Origin of the sequence: Streptomyces sp. NPDC020996 (assembly GCF_040641355.1) — a bacterium.
GTDB lineage: Bacteria > Actinomycetota > Actinomycetes > Streptomycetales > Streptomycetaceae > Streptomyces.
In genome coordinates this window covers 72349-97707 of record NZ_JBFADM010000015.1, presented here as the reverse complement: position 1 = coordinate 97707, position 25359 = coordinate 72349, and the positions used below count along the sequence as shown (strand labels likewise).

Below are 25359 nucleotides of genomic sequence, written 5' to 3'. Positions count from 1 at the left end.
GGGCCCGAAGCTCCGGGGCGGACGGGGCAACCCGGGTCACCCGCGGTCACCTCCGGGGCTCCCCGGGGCTCCCCGGGTCACCCCCGGTCACCCGGTCACCCGGTCCCCCCAGGTCACCCCGCCCGTGACACCTCCGTCTCGCAGCGCAGCCGCCGGTCCGCGCCGAGCGGCCGGACCGGGCCGGTCAGCGTGAGGCGTGCCGTGTGGCGGACCTCCGCGCTGGATGCCGCCAGCCGCAGTTCCAGGGCGCCCGGTTCGACCACCCGCGTGCCCGAGCGGTCGGTGAACGCCGACAGGTCCGCGTGGAAGCGGAAGGTGACGCGGGCCGCCGCGCCCGGCTCCAGCTCCAGCCGCCGGTAGCCGATCAGGCGCACGTCCGGCCGGGTCACCGAGGCCACCGGGTCGTGCAGGTACAGCTGCACCACCTCCGCCCCGGCCCGGTCGCCGGTGTTGCGGACCGTCAGCGACAGGTCGTAGGAGCCGTCCGTGCTGATCTCGGGCGCGGTGCCCGCGAAGTCGTCCCAGGCGAACGTCGTGTACGAGCGACCGTGCCCGAAGGCGTACAGCGGGGTCGGGTCCAGGTTGCTGACCTCGCCCGCGAGGCCGAGCGGCGGCTGGAGGTAGGTCCAGGGCTGGCCGCCGGGCTCGCGCGGCACGCTCACCGGAAGGCGGCCCGAGGGGTTGACGCGGCCGGACAGCACTCCGGCCACCGCCGCCCCGCCCTCCTCGCCCGGGAAGAAGGCCTGCACGACGGCGCCCAGCCGGCCGTGCCAGCGGCCCAGGGCGTAGGGCCGGCCGGTCAGCAGCACCAGCACCACGGGCACCCCGGTGGCGACCAGGCGGTCCAGCAGCTCGCCCTGCACGCCCGGCAGCCGCAGGTCGGTCACGTCGCAGCCCTCGCCCGAGGTGCCGCGGCCGAACAGGCCCGCCCGGTCGCCGAGGACCGCCACGCACACGTCGGCCTCCGACGCGCGGGCCACCGCCTCCTCGAAGCCGGAGGCGTCCGGGTCGGACACTCCGCAGCCCTCCGCGAACGTGACCTTGGCGTCGGGGAGTTCGGTGCGCAGCGCGTCCAGCACGGTCGGGATGTCGATGCCCATCGGCACCTCGGGGTGCCGGGGCAGGACGTGCGAGGGGAAGGAGTAGCAGCCGAGCATCGCCAGCGCGTCCGCCGCCCTCGGGCCCACCACCGCGATCCGGGTGTCGGGCGCCAGCGGCAGCAGCCCGTCGGGGTTGTCCAGCAGCACCACCGACTCCTGGGCGAGCCGGCCGGCCAGGTCCCGGTTGGCCGCGGAGTCGAGGTCGAGCGCCGCGGGCGGCTCCGGGTCCCAGTCCTCGTCCAGCAGGCCCAGTTCGCACTTCTGCAGCAGGACCCGGCGGGCCGCCCGGTCCACCAGGGACTCGGGGACCGCGCCCGCCCGGACGGCCTCCAGCAGCGGCCTGCCGTAGCAGTTCAGCGAGGGCAGCTCCACGTCGATCCCGGCGGTCAGGGCCGTGTGCGCCGCCTCGGCGGGGGAGCCCGCGACGCGGTGCAGGGTCTGCAGGAAGGCGATGCCGAAGTAGTCGGCGACCACCGTGCCGGTGAAGCCCCACTCCTCCCGCAGCAGCCCGGTCAGCAGGGCGGGGTCCGCGGAGGCCGGGATGCCGTCGGTGTCGGTGTACGCGGCCATCACCGAGCGGGCCCCGCCCTCGCGCAGCGCCATCTCGAACGGCGGCAGCGTCACGTCGGCGAACTCGCGCACGCCCGCCCGCACCGGAGCGAGGTTGCGGGCGCCGGCCGAGGACGCGTACCCGGCGAAGTGCTTGAGGGTGGCGATGACGCCGGCCGACTCCAGGCCGCGCACGTAGGCGGTGCCGATGGTGCCGACCAGGTAGGGGTCCTCGCCGATGGTCTCCTCCACCCGTCCCCAGCGCGGATCGCGTACGACGTCCAGCACCGGGGCGAGGCCCTGGTGGACGCCGGCCGCCCGCAGGTCGTGCCCGATGCGCCGGGCCATCTCCTCGACCAGGCCGGGGTCGAAGCTGGCGCCCCAGGCCAGCGGGACGGGGTAGGCGGTGGCGCCCCAGGCCGTGAAGCCGGCCAGGCACTCCTCGTGGGCGACGGCCGGGATGCCGAAGCGGCCGGCCGCGGCGATGCGCCGCTGGGCGCTGGCCAGGGCCTGCGCGCCCAGCGCCGGGTCCACCGGGGCGGTGCCGTAGGAGCGCGTGAGCTGGCCCAGGCCGTGGTTGATCAGCTCGTCGTAGTCGTAGTCGGCGGCCATCTGGCTCTGCAGGGGGGCGACTCCGTCGCCGTCCGTGGCGGCGCCCACCCACACCCCGTACAACTGGGCGGTCTTCTCCTCCAGGGTCATCCGGGAGAGGAGGTCGTCGACGCGGGCGGCGGCGGGCAGGGCGGGGTCACGCCAGGGGGCGGTGGTCATGAAACTCCTGCTCTTGTCGAGGCGGGGTGCGGCCCTCTCGCGAATGTTTCGGTAGGTATATCGAATGTTCCGGAACCTAGGCCGGTGACGAAAGGTTCGTCAAGAGGGGGCGCAGGGATACGATCGCCGCCATGACCCCTCCGGAGCCCCAGGAAACGCGGACGGCGGGGCGGTCGGCGCAGAGCGCGACGCTCGCCGAGATCGCCCGTGAGGCCGGCGTGTCCGCGCCGACTGTTTCGAAGGTCCTCAACGGACGTGCGGACGTGGCCCCGGCCACCCGCAGCCGCGTGGAGGAACTGCTGCGCGTCCACGGCTACCGGCGCCGGCGCGCCGAGACCAGCCGCTCGCCCCTGATCGACCTGGTCTTCCACGAGCTGGAGAGCGCCTGGGCGATGGAGGTCATCCGGGGCGTGGAGAACGTCGCCCGGGACGCCGGCCTGAGCGTGGTGCTGAGCGAGAGCGCCGGCCGGCTCACCCCCGGCCGCACCTGGGCCGACCAGGTCGCCGCGCGCCGGCCGCATGGCGTGATCCTGGTGCTGTCCGGTCTCGACGACTCCCAGCGCGCCCTGCTGACCAGCCGCTCCATCCCGTTCGTCGTGGTGGACCCGGCGGGCGACCCGGGCGTCGACGTGCCGTCGATCGGCGCCACCAACTGGCAGGGCGGGCTGGCCGCCACCCGCCACCTGGTCGAGCTCGGCCACACCCGCATCGGCACGATCAGCGGGCCGTCCCGCATCATGTGCAGCCGCGCCCGCGTCGACGGCTACCGGGCGGCCCTGGAGACCGCCGGGCTCCCGGTCGATGCGTCGATGATCGCGCCCGGCGACTTCCGCCACGAGACCGGCTACCGGCAGGGGCTGCGGCTGCTGCGCCGCCCGGACCGGCCGACCGCCGTGTTCGCCGGCAACGACCTCCAGGCGCTCGGGCTGTACGAGGCCGCCCGCGAGCTCGGGCTGCGGATCCCGGAGGACCTGAGCGTGGTCGGGTTCGACGACCTGCCGGTCGCCCGCTGGGTGGGCCCGCCGCTGACGACCGTACGGCAGCCGCTGACGGAGATGGCCGAGGCGGCGGCCCGGCTGGTCCTCGACCTCGGCCGCGAGGGCCATGCCCCGGTGGCCACCCGGGTGGAACTCGCGACGAGCCTGGTGGTGCGCAGCAGCACGGCGCCGCCGCCGGAGGTTTGAAGGACCTGTCGACGCGAGAGGAGCCTGTTGCTGTATTGACCGGTGTGGCGAGGCGTCCGACACTCTCCGAAGTCAATCGGTTGCACGGCCGAAACTTTCGGAGGTCCCCCGCAATGAGATCTTTGAGAACGGCTTTATCTCTGGCATCACTGGTCACCGGCGCGCTGATGCTGTTCACGGCGCCCGCGGCGCACGCCGCCGACACCCCGCTGCGCGACCTCGGCGCAGCCAAGGGCAAGATCGTCGGCACGGCGGTCACCGGCTCCAAGCTCACCGGCACCTACGGCGACATCGCGGGCGCCCAGTTCAGCTCGCTCACCCCCGGCAACGCCATGAAGTGGGGGTCGGTCGAGCCGACCCAGGGCAGCTTCAACTGGACCGAGGCCGACCAGATCGTCGCCTTCGCCGAGGCGCACGGCCAGCAGGTGCGCGGCCACACCCTGGTCTGGCACAGCCAGAACCCGAGCTGGCTGACGAACGGCTCCTGGACCACCGCCCAGCTCAGCAGCCTGCTGCAGAACCACATCAGCACCGAGGTCGGCCGCTACAAGGGACGGATCGCCGCCTGGGACGTCGTCAACGAGCCCTTCAACGAGGACGGCACCTACCGCTCCACCCTCTGGTACAACGGCCTCGGCGCCGACTACATCGCCAACGCCCTCACCTGGGCGCACGCCGCCGACCCGGCCGCCAAGCTGTACATCAACGACTACAACGTCGAGGGCGTCAACGCGAAGTCCACCGCCCTGTACAACCTGGTGAAGTCGCTGAAGGACCGCGGCGTGCCGATCGACGGCGTCGGGCTCCAGGCCCATCTGATCCTCGGCCAGGTCCCCTCGACGCTCCAGCAGAACATCCAGCGCTTCGCCGACCTCGGCGTCGACGTGGCGATCACCGAGCTGGACGTGCGCATGGCCCTCCCGGCGGACAGCGCCAAGCTCGCCCAGCAGGCCGCCGACTACAAGTCGGTCGTCGCCGCCTGCGTGGCCGTCGCCCGCTGCGTCAACGTCACCGTCTGGGGCTTCGCCGACTCCGACTCCTGGGTGCCGGGCACGTTCCCCGGCTACGGGGCGGCGACCCCGTACGACGACAACTACGCGCCCAAGCCCGCGTACTACGGCATCGCGGAGGCGCTCGGCGGCACGACCACCCCGCCGCCGTCCACGGACGGCTGCAAGGCGGCGTACAGCGTGACCAACCAGTGGAGCACCGGGTTCACGGGAGAGGTGCGGATCACCTGCACCGGGGCGTCCCTGTCGTCCTGGAAGGTGAACTGGACGTACGGCGCGGGCCAGCAGGTCACCCAGGCGTGGAACGCCACCTGCACCCAGTCCGGGGCGGCGGTGACATGCGCCAACGCCTCCTACAACGGCACGGTCCCGGACGGCGGTTCGGTGACCTTCGGGTTCAACGGGTCCTGGAGCGGCAGCAATCCGGTGCCCACGGTGACACTGGGCTGAGCGGAGGCTGAGAAGCATGAGATTCTCCGAAGAAAACCCTCCCGCAGCGTTCCTCTAACCGTCCCCTAATCCTGCGGACCTACCGTCCTGCCCGTGACCGGACACGAGAACGCCGACGCGGGCGGAACCGGAGGCCGACGGCCGAGAGCGCTGAAGGCCGTCGGCCTCACCCTGGCCGCCACGCTCGTGCTGGGCGTCGCGGCGGCGGGCTGGGCGTACCTGCACCTCGACGACAACATCAAGAGCGTCGACATCGACAGCGCGCTCGGCGGCAGCCGGCCGGCCAGGGCCGTGGTGAACCCGTCCCCCTCCGGGTCCGCCTCCGCCGCCGCCTCGCCGCTGCCCAGCGGCGCGCTGAACATCCTGGTCCTCGGTTCGGACTCGCGCAGCGGCAAGGAGAACCGGGAACTCGGCGGGGGCAGCAGCTCCGGCGCCCGGTCCGACACGGCGATGGTCGTGCACCTCGACGCCGGCCGTACCCGCGCCACCGTCGTCAGCATCCCACGCGACACGCTCGTCACCCGCCCGTCGTGTCCGCTCCGCGGCGGCGGGTCCACGGCGGTGGCCTACCACTCGATGTTCAACAGCGCCTTCTCGCTCGGCGGGCCGGTGTGCGCGGTGAAGACGGCCGAGTCGCTCACCAACGTCCGCATGGACCACTACATCGAGATCGACTTCGCCGGCTTCGCGAAGCTGGTGGACGCGCTCGGCGGCGTCACGGTCACCACGGACGAGGACATCGACGACCAGGACAGCCACCTGACCCTCCAGGCCGGCACCCATCACCTGAACGGGAAGCAGGCCCTCGCGCTCGCCCGCACCCGGCACGGCATAGGCAACGGCAGCGACCTGGGCCGCATAGGGCTCCAGCAGAAACTGGTGAAGGCCCTGCTGGAGCGGATCTCCTCCGTCGACCTGCTCACCGACCCCGGCAGGCTCTACACGGTGGCCGAGGCGGTGACCGGCAGCCTGACCACCGACACCGGCCTGGACTCGCTGAGCGAACTGGCCGACCTCGGCAGCAGCCTGCGGAACCTGACGGCGGACGACGTGCGGACGGTGACGATGCCGGTGGCCACCGCGCCGTCGGACCCCAACCGGGTGGTGGCCCGGCAGCCGGCGGCCCGAGACCTGTGGGCGTCGCTGCGCTGACCGCCGTTACGGCCTCCGCGCGCGGGCCGGAAAAAATCTTCGAAGAAGTCCGGCGCGCCTGTCGATCCGGCCGTCGTTCGTTCGACGCACTGGGTGAGAGGCCGGAGACGAAGGAACCCGAAGGAACCCGAAGGAACCGGCCCACAGACCGAACGACCGAAGGGTCACCATGCCCCGCTTCATGTCACTGGTCCGGATCGACGAGAACTCCGCGCCCGCCGGGGGCCCCAGCCCGGAGCTGATGCAGCGGATGGGAGAGCTGATCGAGGAGATCACCAAGGCCGGGGTGATGCTGGACACCGCCGGGCTGACGCCGTCGGCGCAGGGCACCCGGGTGCACTGGGACGGCCGGAACACCTCCGTCACCGACGGACCCTTCACCGAGTCCAAGGAGGTCATCGGCGGTTACGCGATCATGCAGTGCAAGGACAAGGCCGAGGCGCTGGAGTGGGCCTCGCGGTTCCTCAAGGTCCATGGCGAGGAGTGGCAGGTGACCTGCGAGGTGCGCGAGATCGCGGAGGGCTGATTCCTCCTGGCCTCCGGCCGCCGCGGGGTGTTCGATGGTGGGTTGTGACACCGCAGCCCACCGCCGGCCCCCGCCGGGCCGCCGACCCGGACCTCCACCAGGCCGCCGACCCCCGCCAGGCCATCGACACCGTCTTCCGCATCGAGTCCCCGCGGGTCATCGCGGGCGTCGCCCGCATCGTCCGCGACGTCGGCATCGCCGAGGAACTCGCGCAGGACGCGCTGGTCGCCGCGCTGGAGCAGTGGCCGCGGGACGGGGTGCCCGACAACCCGGGCGCCTGGCTCATGACCACCGCCCGGCACCGCGCCGTGGACCTGGTCCGGCGCCGGGAGACCTACGCCCGCAAGCTGCGCGAGATCGGGCGGGACCTGGAGACGACGGCGCCGTTCGAGGAGCCCGCCGACCCCGACGACATCGACGACGACCTGCTGCGGCTGGTGTTCACCGCCTGTCACCCGGTGCTGTCCGCCGAAGCCCGCATCGCGCTGACCCTGCGCCTGCTCGGCGGCCTGACCACGGCCGAGATCGCCCGCGCGTTCCTCACCCCCGAGCCGACGATCGCCCAGCGCATCGTGCGCGCCAAGCGGACGCTGGCCGCCAAGAACGTCGCCTTCGAGGTGCCGTACGGGCCGGAGCGCGCGGCCCGGCTCGGGTCGGTCCTCGACGTCGTCTACCTCGTCTTCAACGAGGGGTACGCCGCCACGGCCGGCGACGACTGGCTGCGCCCCGCCCTGTGCGAGGACGCGCTGCGGCTGGCCCGCGTGCTGTCGCAGCTGATGCCCGGGGAGCCCGAGGTGCACGGCCTGACCGCGCTGCTGGAGTTCCAGGCGTCCCGCACGGCCGCCCGCACCGGCCCGGACGGCGAACCCGTGCTGCTGAAGGACCAGAACCGCCGCCGCTGGAACCGCATGCTCATCGCCCGCGGCATCGCCGCCCTCGACCGCGCCGGGGCCGCCTCCCCGTCCGGCGCCCCGGGCCCCTACGCCCTCCAGGCCGCCATCGCCGCCTGCCACGCGCACGCCCACTCCTACGAGGAGACCGACTGGGCGAGCATCGCCACCCTGTACGGGCTGCTGGCCGCCCGCGCCCCGTCCCCGGTCGTCGAGCTCAACCGCGCGGTGGCCGTGTCCATGGCCGAGGGCCCGGCGAAGGCGCTGGAGATCGTCGACGCTCTCGCCGCCGCGCCCGCCCTGCGCGACTACCACCTGCTGCCCAGCGTCCGCGGTGACCTGCTGGCCCGCCTGGGACGCACGGCGGAGGCGGGCGAGGAACTGGCGCGGGCGGCCGGGCTGACGCGCAACGCCCGCGAGCGGCAGCTGCTGCTGGACCGGCTCCGGTCCCTCCCCGGCGTCTGAGGTCCTACCGCGTTTCCGGCCGCGCGGGCGCCCCGACCAGCATCGTCGGCGCCCCCGCGACCCGGGTCAGGAACACGGTCGCCGCGTTCGGCCCCTGCGGCTTGACCTTCCTGCGCAACTCCTCCGGCTCCACCGCCGACCCGCGCTTCTTCACGGTCAGCGTCCCGACCTCCCGCTCCCGCAGCAGCGCCTTCAGCTTCTTCACGTTGAAGGGCAGTCGGTCGGTGATCTCGTACGGCACGGCGTACGGCGTGGGCCGCAGGCGGTCGGCGGTGACGTAGGCGATGGTCGGGTCGATCAGGCCGCCGTCCAGTTCCTCGGCCACCTCGGCGACCAGGTGGGCGCGGATGACGGCCCCGTCGGGCTCGTACAGGTACCGGCCGACGGCGCGGACCGGGGGATCGGGCAGGCCCCTGCCGTGCAGCGTGCGCGGGCCCGGCAGCAGCGTCGCCCGCACCGCGCCCGGCTCGGTCCCGAACCACAGCACGGCCTCCTTCACGTCCCCGCCGTCGGAGATCCACTCGGCCTCGGCGTCGGCGGGCACCGCCTCGTGCGGGATGCCGGGTGCGACCTTGAGGGCGGCGTGCGGCGCCGTGCGGGCCGCGCCGACCGCCCACGACAGCGGGGGCGAGTAGGCCTCCGGGTCGAAGACGCGGCCGCGTCCGCCGCGCCGGGCGGGGTCGACGAACACGGCGTCCCAGCCGGCCGTGTCCACCTCGGTCACGTCGGCCTGGCGCACCTCGATCAGCTCCGCGAGCCCGAGCGCGTCGGCGTTCGCGCGCGCCGCCGCCGCCGTCACCGGGTCGCGGTCCACGGCGAGCACCCTGATGCCGGCCCGCGCCAGCGCGACCGCGTCCCCGCCGATCCCGCAGCACAGGTCGGCCACCGAGGTCACGCCCAGTTCCCGCAGTCGCCCGGCCCGGTACGCCGCGACGCTCGCCCGGGTCGACTGCTCGACCCCGTTCGGCGTGAAGAACATCCGCCGCGCGTCCGCCGCCCCGAACTTCGCCGCCGCCCGCTGCCGCAGCCGCGCCTGCCCGAGCGCCGCCGACACCAGCTCGGCGGGGTGGTCGCGGCGCAGCCGGGTGGCGACGGCGAGTTCGTCGGCCGGGGCGGTGTCGCGCACCTCTTCGAGGAGGGCGCGGCCTTCGGGGGTGAGGAGGCAGGCGAGGTCGTTCACCGGCTCATTGTGGGCCAGTCGGTGGATGGTGTGCCGCCGGCCGCGGTGTCGGGCCGGGACACGGGACGGGGGCTGCGAGGATCCGGCATCATGCGAGCAGTACGACAAAACGATAAAAACAGGGCATCGTTCGGGGTGCGGTTCCGCTGCGGGGCCGCCCTGCTCGCCGCGGCCGCCATCGCCTCCGGCTGTGCGCAGGGCGACGCCTCCGAGGTGGATTCGGCCGAGGTGACCCCGGCCGCCGGCCAGCCGCCCCTGAAGGCGGCCCCGGCCCGCGCCCTGGAGGCGTACGCCGCGCGGCTGCGCGCCGCCTACGTCGCCCGGGCCGCGGCGGCCAGACGCTGGGGCCTGGCGAAGGTGCCGCTGACCGCCCCGCCGCCGCCCGCGAAGAAGCCGCTGATCACCGCCCGCAAGGGCTTCGAGGTCGACGGTCAGCGCGAACTGGACCTGCCCCCGGTCTTCACCACCGTCCCCACCGAGCAGAAGGTCGTCTTCCTCACCATCGACGACGGCGCCGAGAAGGACCCGGCCTTCCTGCGGATGACGCGCGAGCTGAAGATCCCGTACTCCGCCTTCCTCAGCGACTTCCTGATCCGGAACGACTACGGCTACTTCGGGAAGATGCGGCAGGACGGGGTGACACTGAACAACCACACCCTGAACCACCCCTACCTCCGCGGCCTGTCCTACAACGAGCAGAAGCGCGAGATCTGCGGCATGCAGGACGTGATCGAGGAGCATTACGGCGTCCGCCCCCGCCTCTTCCGCCCGCCCTACGGCAGCTACAACCAGGACACCCTGCGCGCCGCCAAGACCTGCGGCATCCGGTACGCGCCCATCTGGGACGAGGAGGTCTTCGTCGACCACTGGGAGTACCGCGACGACCGCTCGCTGCACCCCGGCGACATCGTCCTGACCCACTTCCGGGGCCGCGGGCAGTGGAAGGGCACCATGCCCGACATGCTCCGCCGCTTCCTGGACAAGGTCACCGCCCAGGGATACGCGGTGGCCCGGCTGGAGGACTACCTGTGAGGCGGCGCCGCCTGGCGGCCGCGGCGCTGGCGGCCACCGTCCTGCTCACCGGCTGCGCCCCGTCCGTCGACCCCATCCAACGGCTCGGCGAGAAGGCGACCCGCCGGATGCGCCCGCACGCCACGGCGACCGCGGGGCAACCGCCGCACGGCACGGCGACCGCCGGCCGGCCGCCGCACGGCACGGGGGACATGTCCGTCAGGCACCGGGCGCACGGCGGGGACGGGGACGGGGTCGCCGGGCAGCGGGCGCGCGGTACGGGGGGCAGGGGTGCCCGGCACCGGCCGTGCGGTGCCGGGGGCGGGGTTGCCGGGCAGTGGCCGCGTGGCGCGGGGGGCGGGGTTGCCGGGCAGTGGCCGCGTGGCGCGGGGGACGAGGGTGCCGGGCGCCGACCCGTCGGCACCGGAGACAGGGCTGCCGGGCGGCCGCCATACGACGGCGGGCATCCGGCCGCCGGTCTTCCGGCCGCCGGTCTTCCGGTCGCCGGGCAGCCGTCGTCCTGCGGCCGCGACCTCGTCGCCGCCCAGCCGTCGTCTCGCGGCCGGGACCTCGCCCCCGGTCGGCGGTCGCCCAGCGGCAGTGATCCCGAGCCTGGTCGGCGGTCGCCCAGCGGCAGTGATCCCGAGCCTGGTCGGCCGTCGTCTCGCGGCAGTGATCCCGAGCCTGGTCGGCCGTCGTCTCGCGGCAGTGATCCCGTGCCTGGTTGGCCGTCGTCTCGCGGCAGCGATCCCGCGCCCGGTCGGCCGTCGCCCCGCCGCCGGGGCCACGCGGTCCCGAACCCGTCCCGGGTTCCGGCCGCCCCCGCGGCGGACCGGGGCCTGCCGCGCGTGGTCTCCCGCGTCCCCACCCGCGACAAGGTCGTCTTCCTCACCTACGACGACGGCGCGGAGACGGACCCCCGCTTCGCCGAGACGGTCCGCGCGCTGCGCCTGCCGGTCAGCATCTTCCTCACCGACCGGGTCGCCGGCCCGGGCTACGCCCACCTCGCGCGTCTGCGGTCGGTCGGCGTGAGTCTGCAGAACCACACCCTCGACCACCTCGCCCTGCGCGGCCTGCCCTACGCCGGCCAGCGCGCCGAGATCTGCGGCCAGCAGGACAAGCTCACCGCCCGCTTCGGCGTCCGCCCCCGCCTCCTCCGCCCGCCCTACGGCACGTACGACACGACGACCCTGCGCGCCGCGGCGGACTGCGGCATCTCGGCGGTCGTGCTGTGGCGGGCGGCGATGACGGCGGACGGCGAACTGACGTACGCGGGCGCCGAGCACCGCCTCGGCCCCGGCGACGTCGTGGCCGTGGCCGCGGGCGAGGGCACGGGACCGACGGTCGGGGAGCGGACGGCGCGGCTGCTGCGGGAGGCACGCGGCCGGGGGCTGAGGGTGGCCCGCCTGGAGGACTACGTCTGACGCCGGCCCCGCCCGGGTCACGCCCACCGGCCGGTCGGGTCGGCCGCCCCCGGTCCGCCGTACGGGCCCTGCGCAGCCCCCGCGTGACCCCGCGCAGCCCCCCGTACGGCACGGAGCCCCGGCCGACGCGCCGCCGGGATTGGCACTCCGCTTGACCGAGTGCTAATCGCGGTCATAGTCTCGGGTCTGGCACTCCCCCCTGGAGAGTGCCAACAACGCGACGGGCAGGTCCGGCACCCGCGACGACGGATCGACCTGGTCGCCACCTCAGACAGTTAACCCCGTGAGATCTCCGAAGGGGGAGGTCGGATCGTGACGACCGCCAGCTCCAAGGTTGCCATCAAGCCGCTCGAGGACCGCATCGTGGTCCAGCCGCTGGACGCCGAGCAGACCACGGCCTCTGGCCTGGTCATTCCGGACACCGCCAAGGAGAAGCCCCAGGAGGGCGTCGTCCTGGCCGTGGGCCCGGGCCGCTTCGAGAACGGCGAGCGTCTCCCGCTCGACGTCAAGACCGGCGACATCGTGCTGTACAGCAAGTACGGCGGCACCGAGGTGAAGTACAACGGCGAGGAGTACCTCGTCCTCTCGGCTCGCGACGTCCTCGCGATCATCGAGAAGTAGTCCCACCTCGAGCATTCCGCTCTTAGCTGCGCCCCTGGCCCCCGCGATCACACAAGAAGCCGGGCGCCCGGGGCGCAGTTTCTTTCACCTAGATTTCCGAGAGGGCTCACGCTGTCATGGCGAAGATCCTGAAGTTCGACGAGGACGCCCGTCGCGCCCTCGAGCGCGGCGTCAACAAGCTTGCCGACACGGTCAAGGTGACGATCGGCCCCAAGGGCCGCAACGTCGTCATCGACAAGAAGTTCGGCGCTCCCACCATCACCAACGACGGTGTCACCATCGCCCGCGAGGTCGAGGTCGAGGACCCGTACGAGAACCTCGGCGCCCAGCTGGTGAAGGAGGTGGCGACCAAGACCAACGACATCGCGGGTGACGGCACCACCACCGCCACCGTGCTGGCCCAGGCCCTGGTCCGCGAGGGTCTGAAGAACGTCGCCGCCGGCGCCTCCCCCGCCGCCCTGAAGAAGGGCATCGACGCTGCCGTCGCCGCCGTCTCCGAGGACCTCCTGTCCTCGGCCCGCCCGATCGCGGAGAAGTCCGACATCGCCGCCGTCGCCGCGCTGTCCGCCCAGGACCAGCAGGTCGGCGAGCTCATCGCCGAGGCGATGGACAAGGTCGGCAAGGACGGCGTCATCACCGTCGAGGAGTCCAACACCTTCGGTCTGGAGCTGGACTTCACCGAGGGCATGGCCTTCGACAAGGGCTACCTGTCGCCGTACTTCGTCACCGACCAGGAGCGCATGGAGGCCGTCCTCGACGACCCCTACATCCTGATCACGCAGGGCAAGATCTCCGCGATCGCCGACCTGCTGCCGCTGCTGGAGAAGGTCATCCAGGCCAACTCCTCCAAGCCGCTGCTGATCATCGCCGAGGACGTCGAGGGCGAGGCCCTGTCGACCCTGGTGGTCAACAAGATCCGTGGCACCTTCAACGCGGTCGCGGTCAAGGCCCCCGGCTTCGGCGACCGCCGCAAGGCGATGCTGCAGGACATGGCGATCCTCACCGGCGCCACGGTCGTCTCCGAGGAGGTCGGCCTCAAGCTCGACCAGGTCGGCCTGGACGTGCTGGGCTCCGCCCGCCGCGTGACGGTCACCAAGGACGACACCACGATCGTCGACGGCGCCGGCAAGTCCGAGGACGTCCACGGCCGCGTCGCCCAGATCAAGGCCGAGATCGAGACCACCGACTCCGACTGGGACCGCGAGAAGCTCCAGGAGCGCCTCGCCAAGCTGGCCGGCGGCGTGTGCGTGATCAAGGTCGGCGCCGCCACCGAGGTGGAGCTGAAGGAGAAGAAGCACCGTCTGGAGGACGCCATCTCCGCGACCCGCGCCGCGGTCGAGGAGGGCATCGTCTCCGGTGGTGGCTCCGCGCTGGTCCACGCCGCCAAGGTCCTCGAGGGCAACCTCGACAAGACCGGCGACGAGGCCACCGGCGTCTCCGTCGTCGCGCGCGCCGTGGTCGAGCCGCTGCGCTGGATCGCGGAGAACGCTGGCCTCGAGGGCTACGTGATCGTCTCCAAGGTCAAGGAGCTGGAGAAGGGCAACGGCTACAACGCCGCCACCGGCGAGTACGGCGACCTGGTCAAGGCCGGCGTCATCGACCCGGTGAAGGTCACCCGCTCCGCCCTGGAGAACGCCGCCTCCATCGCCTCCCTCCTGCTGACGACCGAGACCCTGGTCGTCGAGAAGAAGGAAGAGGAAGAGCCGGCCGCCGCGGGCCACAGCCACGGCCACAGCCACTGAGCCGCATGCTCACAAGAAGGCCCTGCTCCGGTTGACCGGAGCAGGGCCTTCCCCCTTTCCCGCGGCTCCTGGGCGGCTGTTTTCGCGGCGGATCCGGTCAGCCGTCGGTGCGTACCAGGAACCTGACGTTCTCCGCGAGCAGCGCCCGCGCCCCGTACGTGTCCGCCAGACGGGCGGCGAGGGTGGCCTCCGCGAGCCGTGGGGGGAGCGCCTCCGCGAACTTCAGGCCCCGAACAGCGCGCAGGTCCACCTCGGGCAGCGTCACGCCGTTGCCGGCGTCCGCTGCGGCGGCCCGCCAGGTCTGCGGGGTCACGTCGTCACGCAGCCGCACGAACCGGTCGTCGGTGACCCGGTGCGGCAGCACGACGGAGGGGAGGGAGGCGGCCAGTGTGGCGTTCGCCCGGTGTCCGCCCCAGGTCCACCACCGCACGTCGCCGTCCCCCCGGCGGGTGACGACCGTACCGGCCGGGTGCACCACGTCCCGGTGGGCGTCGCGTGCCTCGGCCAGTTTCGCCTGCGCGCGGCGGGTGAGGACGACGGGCGGGTCGGCGCCCAGCAGGACCTCCCGCCCGGCCCGGGTCAGGGTGAACGACCGGACACGGTCCGGGCCGAAGCCGTTCCACCTGGCACGCCCGCCCTCGTCCACGGGCTCGACGAAGCAGCGCCTGCGGCGCCAGTCGATGTACGTCACCAGCCAGCTGCGGCCCGCCAGCAGCAGCTTCCGCGGTCCCTCGACCTCCTCGGTGAGCAGGTCCGGATCGGTGCGGCCGATCTCGGTCCGCCCGCTGAGCACGGTGAACTCGGGTGGGGCCGTGAACGACGCCGTCAGGTTCATGAAGTGGCGGTGCCCGAAACGCCGTTCGGCCTCGGGGCCGATGAACAGCAGGCCGCCGTCCCGGTCCAGGTAACCCTGCTCCACCAGGTGATGCACGATGGGTTCGGCCGCCTTGCCGAAGGTGTCCAGCCCGCCCCACCACTCCTGCCACAGGTTCTCCCCGACCCGGTGTTCCTGCAGGCACAGGGCGAGCACCTGCTGGGCGACCAGGTGCCGTGGTTCGGGAGGCGGGGTCACCGGTTCCACCCAGCCACGCGACCAGGCGAGCAGCAGGGCGGCCGCGGACAGCAGACCGGCGTCGGTGAGGGCGAGGAAGAGGCAGTTGCGGCGGGTCCCGGGGCGACGGCCGGTACGGCCCAGGCGTTGCAGGAACGACGCGACGGTCTGCGGCGCGTCGAGCTGGATCACCCGGTCCAGGTCACCGACGTCGATGCCGAGTTCGAGGGTGCTGGTGGACACGATCACGCAGTCCCGGGCCTCCGCGAAGGCCTGCTCGGCACGCCGTCGTTCGTCCGCCGACAGCGATGCGTGGGACAGGAACGTGGTGACGCCGCGCAGTCTGAGCTGCTCGCCCAGCTCCTCGACGGTACGGCGGCTCTCGCAGAACACCAGGCGCTTCTCGCCCCGGTGCAGGGCGGCGACGACCGTGGCCGCGTTGGCGACGGAGCCGACGTAGTCCAGCTCGATGTCACCCGGCGGAGAAGCCGTGGCGGGCCGGGCTGCTGACGGCCCGGCAGCCGAGGGCCCGGCGGCTGAGGGCTCGGCGGCTGGGGGCCCGGCGGCTGGGGGCCCGGCGGCTGACGGCTCGGCGGCTGACGGCTCGGCGGCTGAGGACCCGGCAGCCGAGGGCCCGGCAGCCGAGAGCCCGGCGGCTGAGGGCTCGGCAGCCGACGGCTCGGCAGCCGAGGGCCCGGCAGCCGAGGGCGGGGCCGCCGCGGTGCCGGATCCGGGGAGCGCCACGCCGGGTGCGACGACCTGCCCGGGCCGTCGGCCCCGCCCCGACCCCTGGAGCCAGTCCAGCAGCTCGTGCGGATTGCCGACGGTGGCCGACAGGCCCACCCTCTGCACCGGCCGCCCGACGATCCGCTGCAGCCGCTCCAGCACGGCGAGCAGATGCCAGCCCCGGTCGTCACCGGCGAAGGCGTGCACCTCGTCGACCACCGCACTGTGCAGACCGGAGAAGAACGTGCGGTGGTCCACGTGGGTGCTGACCAGCATCGCCTCCAGCGACTCCGGCGTGGTGAGGAGCAGGTCCGGCCGCTGGGCCAGGATGCGGCGGCGTCTGCTGGTCGCGATGTCGCCGTGCCACAGCTCCGCGGTGCGGCCCACCCAGCCCGCGTACGTCTCCAGCCTCGGGTGCAGGTTGTTCAGGAGCGCCTTCAGCGGAGTGACGTACAGGATGCCGGTGCCCTTCCAGCCGTGCCGCTGGGCCCGGGTGAGCAGGGGGAACGTGGCGGCCTCGGTCTTGCCTCCGGCGGTGGGGGCCAGCAGTACGGCGTCCTGCCCGGACAGCAGCGGCCCGATCGCCTCCTCCTGCAGCGGGCGCAGCGAGCGCCAGCCGAGCGTGTTGACGATGTGGTGGGTCAGGATCGGGTCCAGCAGGTCCAGCGCGTCGGCGCTCACGGCAGCTCCAGGTCCACGTCCCCGGCGCTCGCCGCGGCGTTGCGTTCCACCTCGTCGAGTTCCGCGGTGTTGACCGTGAGCGTGTAGTGGACGCGGGGGTCGAAGTCGTCGAACGTGTCGATCCGGTCGAGTACGTCGGCCACCAGTTTCCGCAGGTAGAGCCGGGGCGCGATGCCGGCCTTGCCGCCGAGCGAGCCGGTGACGGCGCGTGCCAGTTCGTCGAGGTAGGCGTCGTCGGCCCGTCCGGCGACGCGCTCGGGGTGGCGTGCGGTGGCCTCGTACACCGCGCGTACCTTGCGGCCCAGCTCGCCGAGCGAGGCGAGGTCGAAGCCGGGCAGGCGGAGCTGGACGGCCCGCGGGGAGTCGAAGCGCGGGTCGGTGGTGAAGTCCGTGGCCAGCCGCTGGGCCAGCGGCGCCAGGCGCTGCACGCCCTGCTGACCGTCGTAGAAGGCGGGTGTGCCGGTGATCACGAGGAACAGGCCGGGGAACCGTCCGGCGTCGATCTCGTCGAGGAGCTGGCGCAGGGCGTTCAGGGACTTCTCCCGTACGTCGCCGCGCACCCGCTGCAGGGTCTCCACTTCGTCGAGGACGAGCAGCAGTCCGGGGTGCCCGCAGTCCCGCAGTACGGTCAGCAGGCCCTGCAGGAAGCCCAGTGCGGCGAAGTGGTCCAGGTCGCCCCGCACCCCGGCGGCCCGCTTGGCCGACGCGGCCACGGACCGCTGTCCGCCCAGCCAGGCGATCAGCGCCTCGGCGCGTGCCCCGTCGCCCGCCGCGACCGCCTCGCGGTAGCCGCGCAGGGCGGCGGAGAAGGCGGGGGTGGTGCGGGCCACGTCCGTCAGCCGCAGCTCCAGCAGGGCGTCCACGGCACGGGCGAGCCCGGCCTCGTCGTCCTCATCGGCGTCTCCGGCGCCGATGACCTCTTCCTCCAGGGCGTAGAACCAGGAGTCGATCACCGCGCGCAGTGCGGAGGGCGGATGCGTGGACGTGGTCAGTCGTTCGGTGAGCCGGCGGTAGACGGTCTCCAGGCGGTGCAGCGGGGTCTCCGTCTCGGAGATCTGCACCTCGCTCACGGCCAGACCGCGCTTCTTGGCCCGTTCGGCGAGCCAGCGGGCGAAGAACGTCTTTCCGGAGCCGTACTCGCCGCGCAGCGCGTGGAAGGCGCTGCCGCCGCGGGCGACGGTGGACAGGTCGTCGTCCAGGGCATCGGCGAACCGGTCCAGACCGACGGCGAACAGGCCGAGCCCCTGCTGCGGCACGGTGCCGCGGCGCAGGGCGTCGACGACGTCCCGGGCGCGGGCGGCGCTGATCCCGGCGGCGCCGGGCGGGTGGGGAGCCGGAGTGCTCACGTCGGCGTGCCTTCCGCGAACTGCTGCCGCAGCAGCTCCCTGTCGAGGTGGACGGTGCGCCCGGACTCCACGAGCTGGAGCACCGGGTATCCGTCGATGTTGAGCAGACGTTCGAGCATGGTGACGAAGCGCTGGGGGTTGCGTTCCGACCGGCCGGTGGCCGACTGCGCGGCCGCGGCGACGGCGGCCGGCGACAGCTTGCCGCCCGCTTCGAGCAGCGCGTCGAGTGCCGCGGCCACGGCGGCGTTGCCGGGCGCGTTGCGCACGAACTCGCGCTGCGTCTCGTACGGCTTGCTGCGCACGGTCCGCTCGCCGAGTGTGCCGTGTCCGGGCTGCGGGAACAGCCCTTCGGACTGCGGTTGCCGCCTGCGGGTGTCCCTGCCGCGCGGTACCGCGGCGGGCTGCGGCGGTTCGGCCGTCTCGCCGCCGCGCCACCATGCGGGGGCGGTGTTCTCGGCGGGCAGCGCCGTCCAGCCGGACGGGATCTCGCTGCCGGACGGGACGAACGCCAGGACCGGCACGGTGACCTCGGCGAGTGAGGCGCCTCCGTGGTAGCCCGCCTGACGGGAGGTGTACCGCAGGTCGTCGCGCCAGGCGGCGGTGATCCGCCCGCTGCCCGCCCGCACGCGCGGTCCGGTCAGCTCCACCTCGCCGGGCTGGGCCGGTCCGGTGCGCCAGCGGGCTCCCTGCACGCCGTCGGCCGGTGTGGGGCCCGCCTCGCGCGGGCTGCGGTCGAGGACGTGCCCGTGGTCGGAGACGAGCAGGACCGGCCGGCCCGCGCCGCGGGCGGCGTCGAGCAGGTCGGCCAGTTTGGCGATGTCGGCGGTGCCCCATCGGGCGCGTCCGTTGTCCCGCCCGTCGGCGAGCGCGTCGTCGATGGTGTTGAGGACGACTCCGACGACGGTGTCGTCGTCCTGGAGCGCGCCGAGCAGTTCGGGCGCGAGGCGGTGTCCGGCGGCTCCTTCGTAGCCTCCCTTGTGGAAGAGCCTGGCCGTCCGCCGCCGCTTCTTCCAGAAGGCGGTGAATCCGGCGCGCTCGACGTCCTGGCCGCCTTCGGTGGCGGTTCCGGCGAGCAGGGAGGCCCGGCTGATCCGGGTGACGGTCGGCAGCATGGCGACCGCGGCGAGCCGGCCGGGACGGCGCCCCGCGGGTGCGGTGGGGACGATCTCGGTCCAGTCCCGCCGGTCGAGCCCGGCGGCGAGTTCGGCGGCGACGTCCGCGCTCATCCCGTCCAGGACGAGGATCAGCGGCCGGCCGCCCTCCCGGGCGAGCGGAGCGGCGGCCTTCGTCAGCACGTCCTCGATCAGCAGCGCCCCGTTCGGTGCCTGCTGCGACGCGCTTTCGGCCCAGATGGCGAGGAGCCGGGCGAACCGTTCGTCGAGTTGCCGGCGCCGGTCCCGCACCCGGCCGATGAGCCGGTGGTAGGCCTCCCCGACCGTGCCGTCGCGTGAGGTGTCGCCCTCGGCGAGTATGCCGGTCGCCAGGTCCACCCAGCCGGTGGACTCCATGTGATGGCACACGCTCTGGCCGACCGACTCCAGCGGGGGAAGCGGGGTGTCGAGCCAGCGCAGCAGCCGGACGGCGGTGCGTGCCCGCTCGGTGGACTCCGCGTGGAGCCTGGTGAGCTGGTGGTCCGCGAGGTCGCGCAGCGCGGCCTCGGCGGTGGCGGGGCGGGCGTCGAGCGTGCCGGCGAGGGTCCGCAGCCGGGCCCGGTATCCGGACGGCAGCAGCCGGTCGCCGGTGAGCAGGCCGGTCAGGCGCGCGGTCTCGGCGAGCCGGTCGGCCTGCTCCAGCACGGCCAGCACCCGGGCGCGGGCGTCCGCCCCGGACGGGCCGCCGGCTTCCGCCTGCGCGATCCACCGGGTCAGCACTCCGGTGGCGGCGGCCGCGTACGGCGTCAGCGCGTCGAAGGACCGCAGGGCTCCGCCGAAGAGGGTGCCCAGGGCGAATCCGGCGTCGGCGGCGGCCGGACAGGCGAGGGCCGCCGAGGCGAGCGCGCCCAGCGGCAGCGCGTCGGCGCCGCGGCCGTCGGCGGCGAGTGCGAGCAGGGTCGGCGCCGCGGGCCCGGCCACCTCCTCCAGCCAGACGGTGAGCCCGGCGCGCTCCTGCTGCGGCAGCTCGGCGAAGCGCCGCGGCCCGGCCGGGGTGCGGCTCCAGTCGAAGAGGGTGTCCGCGTCCAGGTCCGGGGAGTCGTCGGCGGCGTCGCCGAGTCCGACGCGGGCGGCGAGCAGGGCGCGTACGGCCCGGTCGCGGGTGAGGACGGAACCCGTCCGCGGCCAGCCGCCGGGCGGTTCGGCCTCCAGGAGCGCGTCGAGCAGCCACGTCTCGCGCACCATACGGGTGTCGAGGTCGCCGGCTCCGAACAGCTGCTTGACGATGTCGGCCCGTTCGACGGCCAGCGGCCGGCGGCGGACCGCGTGTCCGCGCAGGTCCCAGCCGAGCTGGTCGGCGGGAACGGTGCCGGTGACGACGAGGACGCCGTCGCCGTCCGGGCCGGTCTCGGCGAGGTGGCGCCGCCAGGCGTCGGCGATGCCGAGCGGCGAGTCCTGGTCGGTGACGCGGACGCGGCGCGTGCTGCCGTCCACCTGCACGGTGAACTCGCGTTCCTCGTCGCTGCCCGCCCACACGGCGTCGACCAGGACGAGGCGGCGGTCCCCGGCCCCGGGCAGTTCCGTCTCCAGCAGCACTTCGACGGCGCGCCGCCCGGCGGCGGGCCGGGCCGCCATCAGCGGGCCTCCCCGGCGTTCTCGGCCCCCTCCGCGGACTCCACCGGCCGCCAGCTGATCTCCACGGCGGCGTCCGGGTGGGCGGTGAGGTAGGCGCGGATGTCGTCGCGGACACCGGCGAGTTCTCCGGCCAGCAGCTCCTCCAGCGGCGTCGCACCGGCCGCGGCGACGACCCGGCGCCCCGGCCTCGGAGCGCGCGGCGAAGTGCCGGAAGCGTCCGGTGCCTGGGCGGCGGCGGGGCCGGCCTGCGGCACCACCGTGCCGCCCGCTCCCGGCCGCGGGCCCGCGGGGTGGTGGGTCGCCACCTCCGGCTCGCTGACCCGTACGTGCTGCGCGCCCGGCGCGGGCTCCTGCCGGGGCGTGAACGCGGTCTCCACCGCCAGCGCCGCGTTGATGATCGCGTTGGCCTTCTCGCCCGCCTCGCCGAGCACCGGCACCAGCGACCGCTCGAACTCGGAGGCCCGGGCGGTGACGGCGATCTCGTCGAACAGCCGTCGGGCCCGGTCGCCCACGCCGTCCTCACGGCCGGTCAGGCCGCGTACGTTCGTCAGGGCGGGCCAGGCGGCGTCGTCCAGCGCCCGCAGCACCTCGCCGGCGCTGCCCATGGCGGTGTTGAGGTCCCGCTCGGTCGCGGTGAACGAGGCCGACGCCAGCTCGCGCACCAGCGCGGTCGCGTCGCTGCCGTGCCGGGTCAGCCGGGCCAGCAGACCCGCGGCCTCCCGCAGGATCGCGGTACGCGGCGCGGTCTGCCCCTCGGCGTCCAGACCGAGCAGCGCGGCGTGCCGCTCCAGCGACGCCCGCACCCCGGCCACGTCCTTCTCCCAGGACTCCGCCCGGGCGCGGATGCCTTCGGCGAGCCGGTTGACGTTGCGCGCGTACATGGCCGGTTTGGCGGTGACGCCGAACAGCCGGGCCGCCCGGTCCCGGGCCACCGCGTACTCGTCCTCGCCGGGCAGCGGCTGGGACCGCAGCGACCAGCCGGGCCCGATCTCGTGCAGGGCGGGCGCCTCCCGCTCCGGGCCGCCCTGGTACACCCAGGCCCGGTCGTCGAGCAGCGCGTACGCGGCGATGAGGAGGTTCCCGGTGAGCTTGTCGAGCCCGCCGTGGCCGAGGTCCTTGGTGATCCAGGTGCGGATGTCCTCGACGGCGAGGTCGCCGCGCTGCTTGTGCGCGGACGCGGCCTGGTTGATGCGGGTGCGCCAGTCCTGCCGCATGACGAGGGGGCCGTCGTGGACGGTGCCGAGTTCCAGCGGCTCCACGATCCGCTTGACGGTCTTCAGGTGGTGGCTGTCGACGTTCTGGGCGCGCCCGCCCTCGTCCATCGCCCGGGTGATCCACTCCAGGGCCGTGCGCAGCTCGCCCGCCGTCACCGCCTTGCGCTGCCCCTTGGGGTCCGGCCCGAAGTCGGGGTGCTTGGGGTAGAGCGCGGAGAACATGCCGTCGGCCAGGTGCTGCGCGTTCGCCTCGAAGCCCTTGCCGCCCTCCGTGCGGGGCTGCGCGAACTCCGGCTGGAGCGAGAGCACGTGCCGCCCGTCGGGGACTTCCGGGCCGGGGTTGGCGTCGGTGGGCCGGGCCAGCCCGTACACCTCGGCGAGCGCCCCGGTGAGCTGGTCGGTGAGCGTGTCGCGGGCCACTTCGAGCTGCCGCCGGACCTTGGCCCGGTCGTCGGGCGGGAAGGTGCCGGTGTAGTCGGCGAGCCGGTCGCGCTCCAGCAGGAAGGTGATCCGCATGAGCCGGCCGAGCTGTGCCTTGCGCTGGTCGGAGAAGAAGTCGGTGAGCCAGACCAGGGTGGGGGCGGTCAGCCCGTCCTTCCTCAGCTCCTCGACGCGGTGGAAGTCGTCGCTGGGGTAGTGGTCGCCGTCGTCGAAGGGGTAGTCGACGACGAACCGCACGTTGCCGGACGTGGCCGGGGTGAACTGCTCGTCGGGCAGGTCGGCGCGGTCGCGTACGTTGCCGAAGACGAACTCGGCGACGCGCCGGGTGCCGCGCCAGACGATCTCCTTCTCGGCGACGAACTGCCCGTCCCGCACTCCGATGGCGTCCCACAGCCGGTCGCGCAGCCAGACCCGGCGCACGCCCGCCTTGTCCTCCTCGGCGACGGCGTCGAGCAGCGGCTCGATGTCGAGGTCGGACAGGTGCAGCGAGAACACGGGGTCGGCTTCGCCGTCGGAGCGCACCTCGGACGGGAACGCGGCCTGCAGGTCGCGCATGCGGCGTACGACGACGTCGCCTGCGGGCACGGTGCGGGAGCGCACCGAGCCGTGGTTGAGCGCGGCGAGCCGTGCCCCGGTCAGCCGCCGCAGGGCGGGCACGTCGGGGGCGAGGGCGGCCAGCAGCAGCGTCTTGACGAACCGGTCGTCGGCCTGGAAGTCGGTGTGCGTGTCGGAGCCGTACTTGTCGAGCAGGTGGGCGCGCGCCTTGGCGTGGAACTTCACGGCGGCCTCGGACTCGCGCTTCAGTTTGTCGGTGAAGGCGGCGCGGGTGCCGTCGACGAGGACGTCCCACAGGTCGCCCAGCGGGATGAGCCGGCCGACGGCGGCGCCGGCGTTGTGCTGCAGCAGTTGCTGCACGAGTTTGAGGCCGGTGCGTTCGCGCTGGAGCGCGCCGGACAGGGCGACGAGGACGTTGAGCAGCGCCGGGGACAGCGGGTACACGGCCCGGAAGTCGGCCCAGTCGGCCTGGGTGGCGCCGCCGCCGTCCAGCAGGATGTCCTTGACCTGCTGGTTGGAGCGGTCGATGCCGGCGAAGGCGTTCTCCAGCACCGCCTCCTTGCCGGGCAGCGGCTTCAGCACCCGCTCCTTGATGATCTCCGGCAGGTTGCGGTCCTCCAGGTCGACCGTGTCGAACCGCTCGTTGAGGTATTCGAGGGCCTGTTCCATCGCCTTGACGTCGGCGCCGAGCACGTCGGAGCCGACGAGCTGGGACAGGTCGCGCTGACGCGAGATGAACGACACGATCGGCACGGGCCGGTCCGCGTCGCCCGACTCGATCAGCTTCACCAGCTTCTGGATCTCGCTGTTGACGAAGGTACGGTCCCGCATGTGCGCCTGGAGCCACAGCACCAGCTCGTCGAGGAACAGCACCACGCCGTCGTAGTCCAGCGCGCGGGCGTGCCGGCTGATCGCGGCGAGCCCGGTCTCCAGCGGCACGTACTTGGCCGCGTCACCGTGCGCGCTCTCCGCGTACGACCGCATCGGCCCGCTGAGCAGCGCGGACACCAGCCGTTCGCGCCGCTGGTCCCCGGCGGGCGCGGTGAAGGCGTCGTCCAGCTCGCCGGAGGTCCAGGCCCCGCCGGAGCCGATCACCCGCAGTTCGCCGTCCTCGTCGTCCCCGGCCCCGCTGTCGGCCGGGAGCAGCCGGACGAAGGCGTCGTCGCCGAGCTGCTCCCGCATGCGCCGGGCGTCCGCCAGCATGGCGTCGGAGCGGAACACGATCGGGGTGGGCGCCTCCGGGTGCCGCTCGCGCACCGCCCGCACGTACCCGCCGAGCAGGGCCTCGTCCAGGTTGGCGGCGCCCACGAGGTGGTAGGGCACCATCAGGAACCGCTTCCCGCGCAGCCAGTCGTCGTGCTCGGCGACGACCTCCCGCAGCCGGGGCTTGGTCCGCACGGAGGGGTCGTTGTTGAGGACGGCGTGCAGCACGGTCAGGAAGTGGCTCTTACCGGCGCCGAAGGAGCCGTGCAGGTAGGCGGCGTAGGAGGTGTTCTTGCGCACCGCGCCGCGCACCAGGTTCAGCGCCTTGCGGAACTGCTCCTGCAACTGCGGGGTGACGACGTACTCCTCGACGCGCCCGGCGGCCCTGCCGGTGAACCCCTGGGACAGCTCGACCTTGAAGTCGCCGGCGTAGACGTCCTCCTTGATGTCGAGGACGTCCCTCAGTACGACGGTGTCGCCACCCCTGGCCATCAGCCGCTCCCACTCCCCATGGCACGCGCCCGGCCGCCCCCGTGGCCCGGCTTCCTCCGGGGCCCGCGCGGATGAAACCCGTGCCCCGTACAACTCACCCCTATCCTGCCAGCACGGGCGGCACCGCGGAGCGGAGAGTCACCGTCCGAACAGGGATCGTGCTCAACTGTGACGGAGGCCGGCCGCGGGAGGCGGCGGTGTCACAGAGCGCGCAGGGGGCGCGCCGGCTGAACTCCGCGAGGCGTCGGCCCGACTCCCGTCGTGCGGGCGGCTGCCTCATCCCGTCCCTCCCGGGGCGGGCACCACGGCCCAGACCGTCTTGCCGACGCCGCCGGGCCGCGGGGCCGTGCCCCACGCCGTGGCGAGGGCCGCGACGAGGAGGAGCCCCCGGCCGCCGTCCTCCCCGGCTCCGGCATCCCGCGCCTCAGGCAGCCGTTCGCCCCGTGCGTCGCTCACCTCCACGCGTACGCTCCAGCCGTCCTCCCGGCTCAGCCGAAGCTCGGCGTCCCGCCCGGCGACCAGGCCGTGTGTGACGGCGTTGGCCGCCAGTTCCGCGACGATCAGCTCGACGGCGTCGTGGACCGGGCTGCCGTACGGCCACCCCCAGGCGTCCATCTGGCAGGAGGCGAGCCGGCGGGCGAGCCGGGCGCCGCGCGGGGACGCGGTGAAGCGGAAGGAGAGAACCGTCTGGTCGGCGAGCGGGAGCGGCAGCGTGGAACGCCGCGCCTGGCGGGGGGACGTGGTCATGCCCCGAAGATCCCGTGGCGGAACCCCCGCTCACCAGGTACGACACCCCCACGGTGGCGCTCTGTGGGGGCGGCGGGCAGCGCTGTCGGGGTTGTCGGGGTC

Annotated in this window: 16 protein-coding genes and 1 pseudogene; 10 read left to right on the top strand and 7 right to left on the bottom strand. The window is 73.8% G+C overall.

The window, feature by feature from the left end:
• Positions 1-113 precede the first annotated feature (113 nt).
• Entirely contained in the window at positions 114-2420 is a 2307-nt protein-coding gene (locus AB0G63_RS13765) for a glycoside hydrolase family 3 N-terminal domain-containing protein (protein WP_360749151.1), read from the bottom strand.
• Between the two features lie 131 nt (positions 2421-2551).
• On the opposite strand from AB0G63_RS13765, the gene AB0G63_RS13760 reads away from it, so the two are divergent.
• From AB0G63_RS13760 to AB0G63_RS13740, 5 genes are all read left to right on the top strand, one after another.
• Complete coding sequence (locus AB0G63_RS13760) at positions 2552-3604, top strand: LacI family DNA-binding transcriptional regulator (RefSeq protein ID WP_360749148.1); 1053 nt, start codon at positions 2552-2554, stop codon at positions 3602-3604.
• Positions 3605-3717: 113 nt separating this feature from the next.
• Positions 3718-5064: an endo-1,4-beta-xylanase gene (locus tag AB0G63_RS13755; RefSeq protein ID WP_360749145.1), complete on the top strand. Its 1347-nt coding sequence runs from the start codon at positions 3718-3720 to the stop codon at positions 5062-5064.
• A gap of 93 nt (positions 5065-5157) precedes the next feature.
• Complete coding sequence (locus tag AB0G63_RS13750) at positions 5158-6216, top strand: LCP family protein (RefSeq protein WP_360749142.1); 1059 nt, start codon at positions 5158-5160, stop codon at positions 6214-6216.
• A 169-nt stretch (positions 6217-6385) separates the two neighbouring features.
• Positions 6386-6742: a YciI family protein gene (locus AB0G63_RS13745; RefSeq protein WP_360749139.1), complete on the top strand. Its 357-nt coding sequence runs from the start codon at positions 6386-6388 to the stop codon at positions 6740-6742.
• 122 nt (positions 6743-6864) lie between these two features.
• Positions 6865-8097, top strand: a complete 1233-nt coding sequence (locus tag AB0G63_RS13740) for an RNA polymerase sigma factor (protein WP_360749281.1) — start codon at positions 6865-6867, stop codon at positions 8095-8097.
• Positions 8098-8101: 4 nt separating this feature from the next.
• Here the strand turns inward: AB0G63_RS13740 and AB0G63_RS13735 are convergent, their stop codons facing one another.
• Complete coding sequence (locus AB0G63_RS13735; RefSeq protein ID WP_360749136.1) at positions 8102-9277, bottom strand: class I SAM-dependent methyltransferase; 1176 nt, start codon at positions 9275-9277, stop codon at positions 8102-8104.
• A 90-nt stretch (positions 9278-9367) separates the two neighbouring features.
• Between AB0G63_RS13735 and AB0G63_RS13730 the strand changes: the two genes are divergently transcribed.
• From AB0G63_RS13730 to groL, 5 genes and pseudogenes are all read left to right on the top strand, one after another.
• The gene (locus AB0G63_RS13730) at positions 9368-10309 is read left to right on the top strand and encodes a polysaccharide deacetylase family protein (protein WP_360749133.1); all 942 of its coding nucleotides are present in this window, start codon (positions 9368-9370) and stop codon (positions 10307-10309) included.
• Positions 10306-10419, top strand: a pseudogene (locus tag AB0G63_RS13725) (polysaccharide deacetylase family protein); the annotation flags it as partial. The gene AB0G63_RS13730 and the pseudogene AB0G63_RS13725, both read left to right, overlap by 4 nt.
• A 585-nt stretch (positions 10420-11004) precedes the next feature.
• The gene (locus AB0G63_RS13720; protein ID WP_360749278.1) at positions 11005-11712 is read left to right on the top strand and encodes a polysaccharide deacetylase family protein; all 708 of its coding nucleotides are present in this window, start codon (positions 11005-11007) and stop codon (positions 11710-11712) included.
• 312 nt (positions 11713-12024) lie between these two features.
• The gene (groES, locus tag AB0G63_RS13715) at positions 12025-12333 is read left to right on the top strand and encodes a co-chaperone GroES (RefSeq protein WP_055493212.1); all 309 of its coding nucleotides are present in this window, start codon (positions 12025-12027) and stop codon (positions 12331-12333) included.
• Positions 12334-12449: 116 nt separating this feature from the next.
• The gene (groL, locus tag AB0G63_RS13710) at positions 12450-14075 is read left to right on the top strand and encodes a chaperonin GroEL (protein ID WP_360749129.1); all 1626 of its coding nucleotides are present in this window, start codon (positions 12450-12452) and stop codon (positions 14073-14075) included.
• A gap of 97 nt (positions 14076-14172) precedes the next feature.
• On the opposite strand, the gene AB0G63_RS13705 is transcribed toward groL, so the two are convergent.
• From AB0G63_RS13705 to AB0G63_RS13685, 5 genes are all read right to left on the bottom strand, one after another.
• Positions 14173-16533 (bottom strand): DEAD/DEAH box helicase, encoded by a 2361-nt coding sequence (locus tag AB0G63_RS13705; RefSeq protein ID WP_360749126.1) that lies wholly within the window; start codon positions 16531-16533, stop codon positions 14173-14175.
• Positions 16530-17879, bottom strand: coding sequence for a BREX system ATP-binding protein BrxD (brxD, locus tag AB0G63_RS13700; protein ID WP_360749123.1), 1350 nt, complete (start codon positions 17877-17879; stop codon positions 16530-16532). Before brxD ends, AB0G63_RS13705 begins: the two co-directional genes overlap by 4 nt.
• Entirely contained in the window at positions 17876-20605 is a 2730-nt protein-coding gene (gene pglZ, locus AB0G63_RS13695; RefSeq protein WP_360749120.1) for a BREX-2 system phosphatase PglZ, read from the bottom strand. The genes brxD and pglZ overlap by 4 nt, the downstream gene beginning before the upstream one ends.
• Positions 20605-24510, bottom strand: a complete 3906-nt coding sequence (locus tag AB0G63_RS13690; protein ID WP_360749117.1) for a hypothetical protein — start codon at positions 24508-24510, stop codon at positions 20605-20607. Before AB0G63_RS13690 ends, pglZ begins: the two co-directional genes overlap by 1 nt.
• Positions 24511-24786: 276 nt before the next feature.
• Positions 24787-25257, bottom strand: coding sequence for an ATP-binding protein (locus AB0G63_RS13685; RefSeq protein ID WP_360749114.1), 471 nt, complete (start codon positions 25255-25257; stop codon positions 24787-24789).
• Positions 25258-25359: the final 102 nt, after the last annotated feature.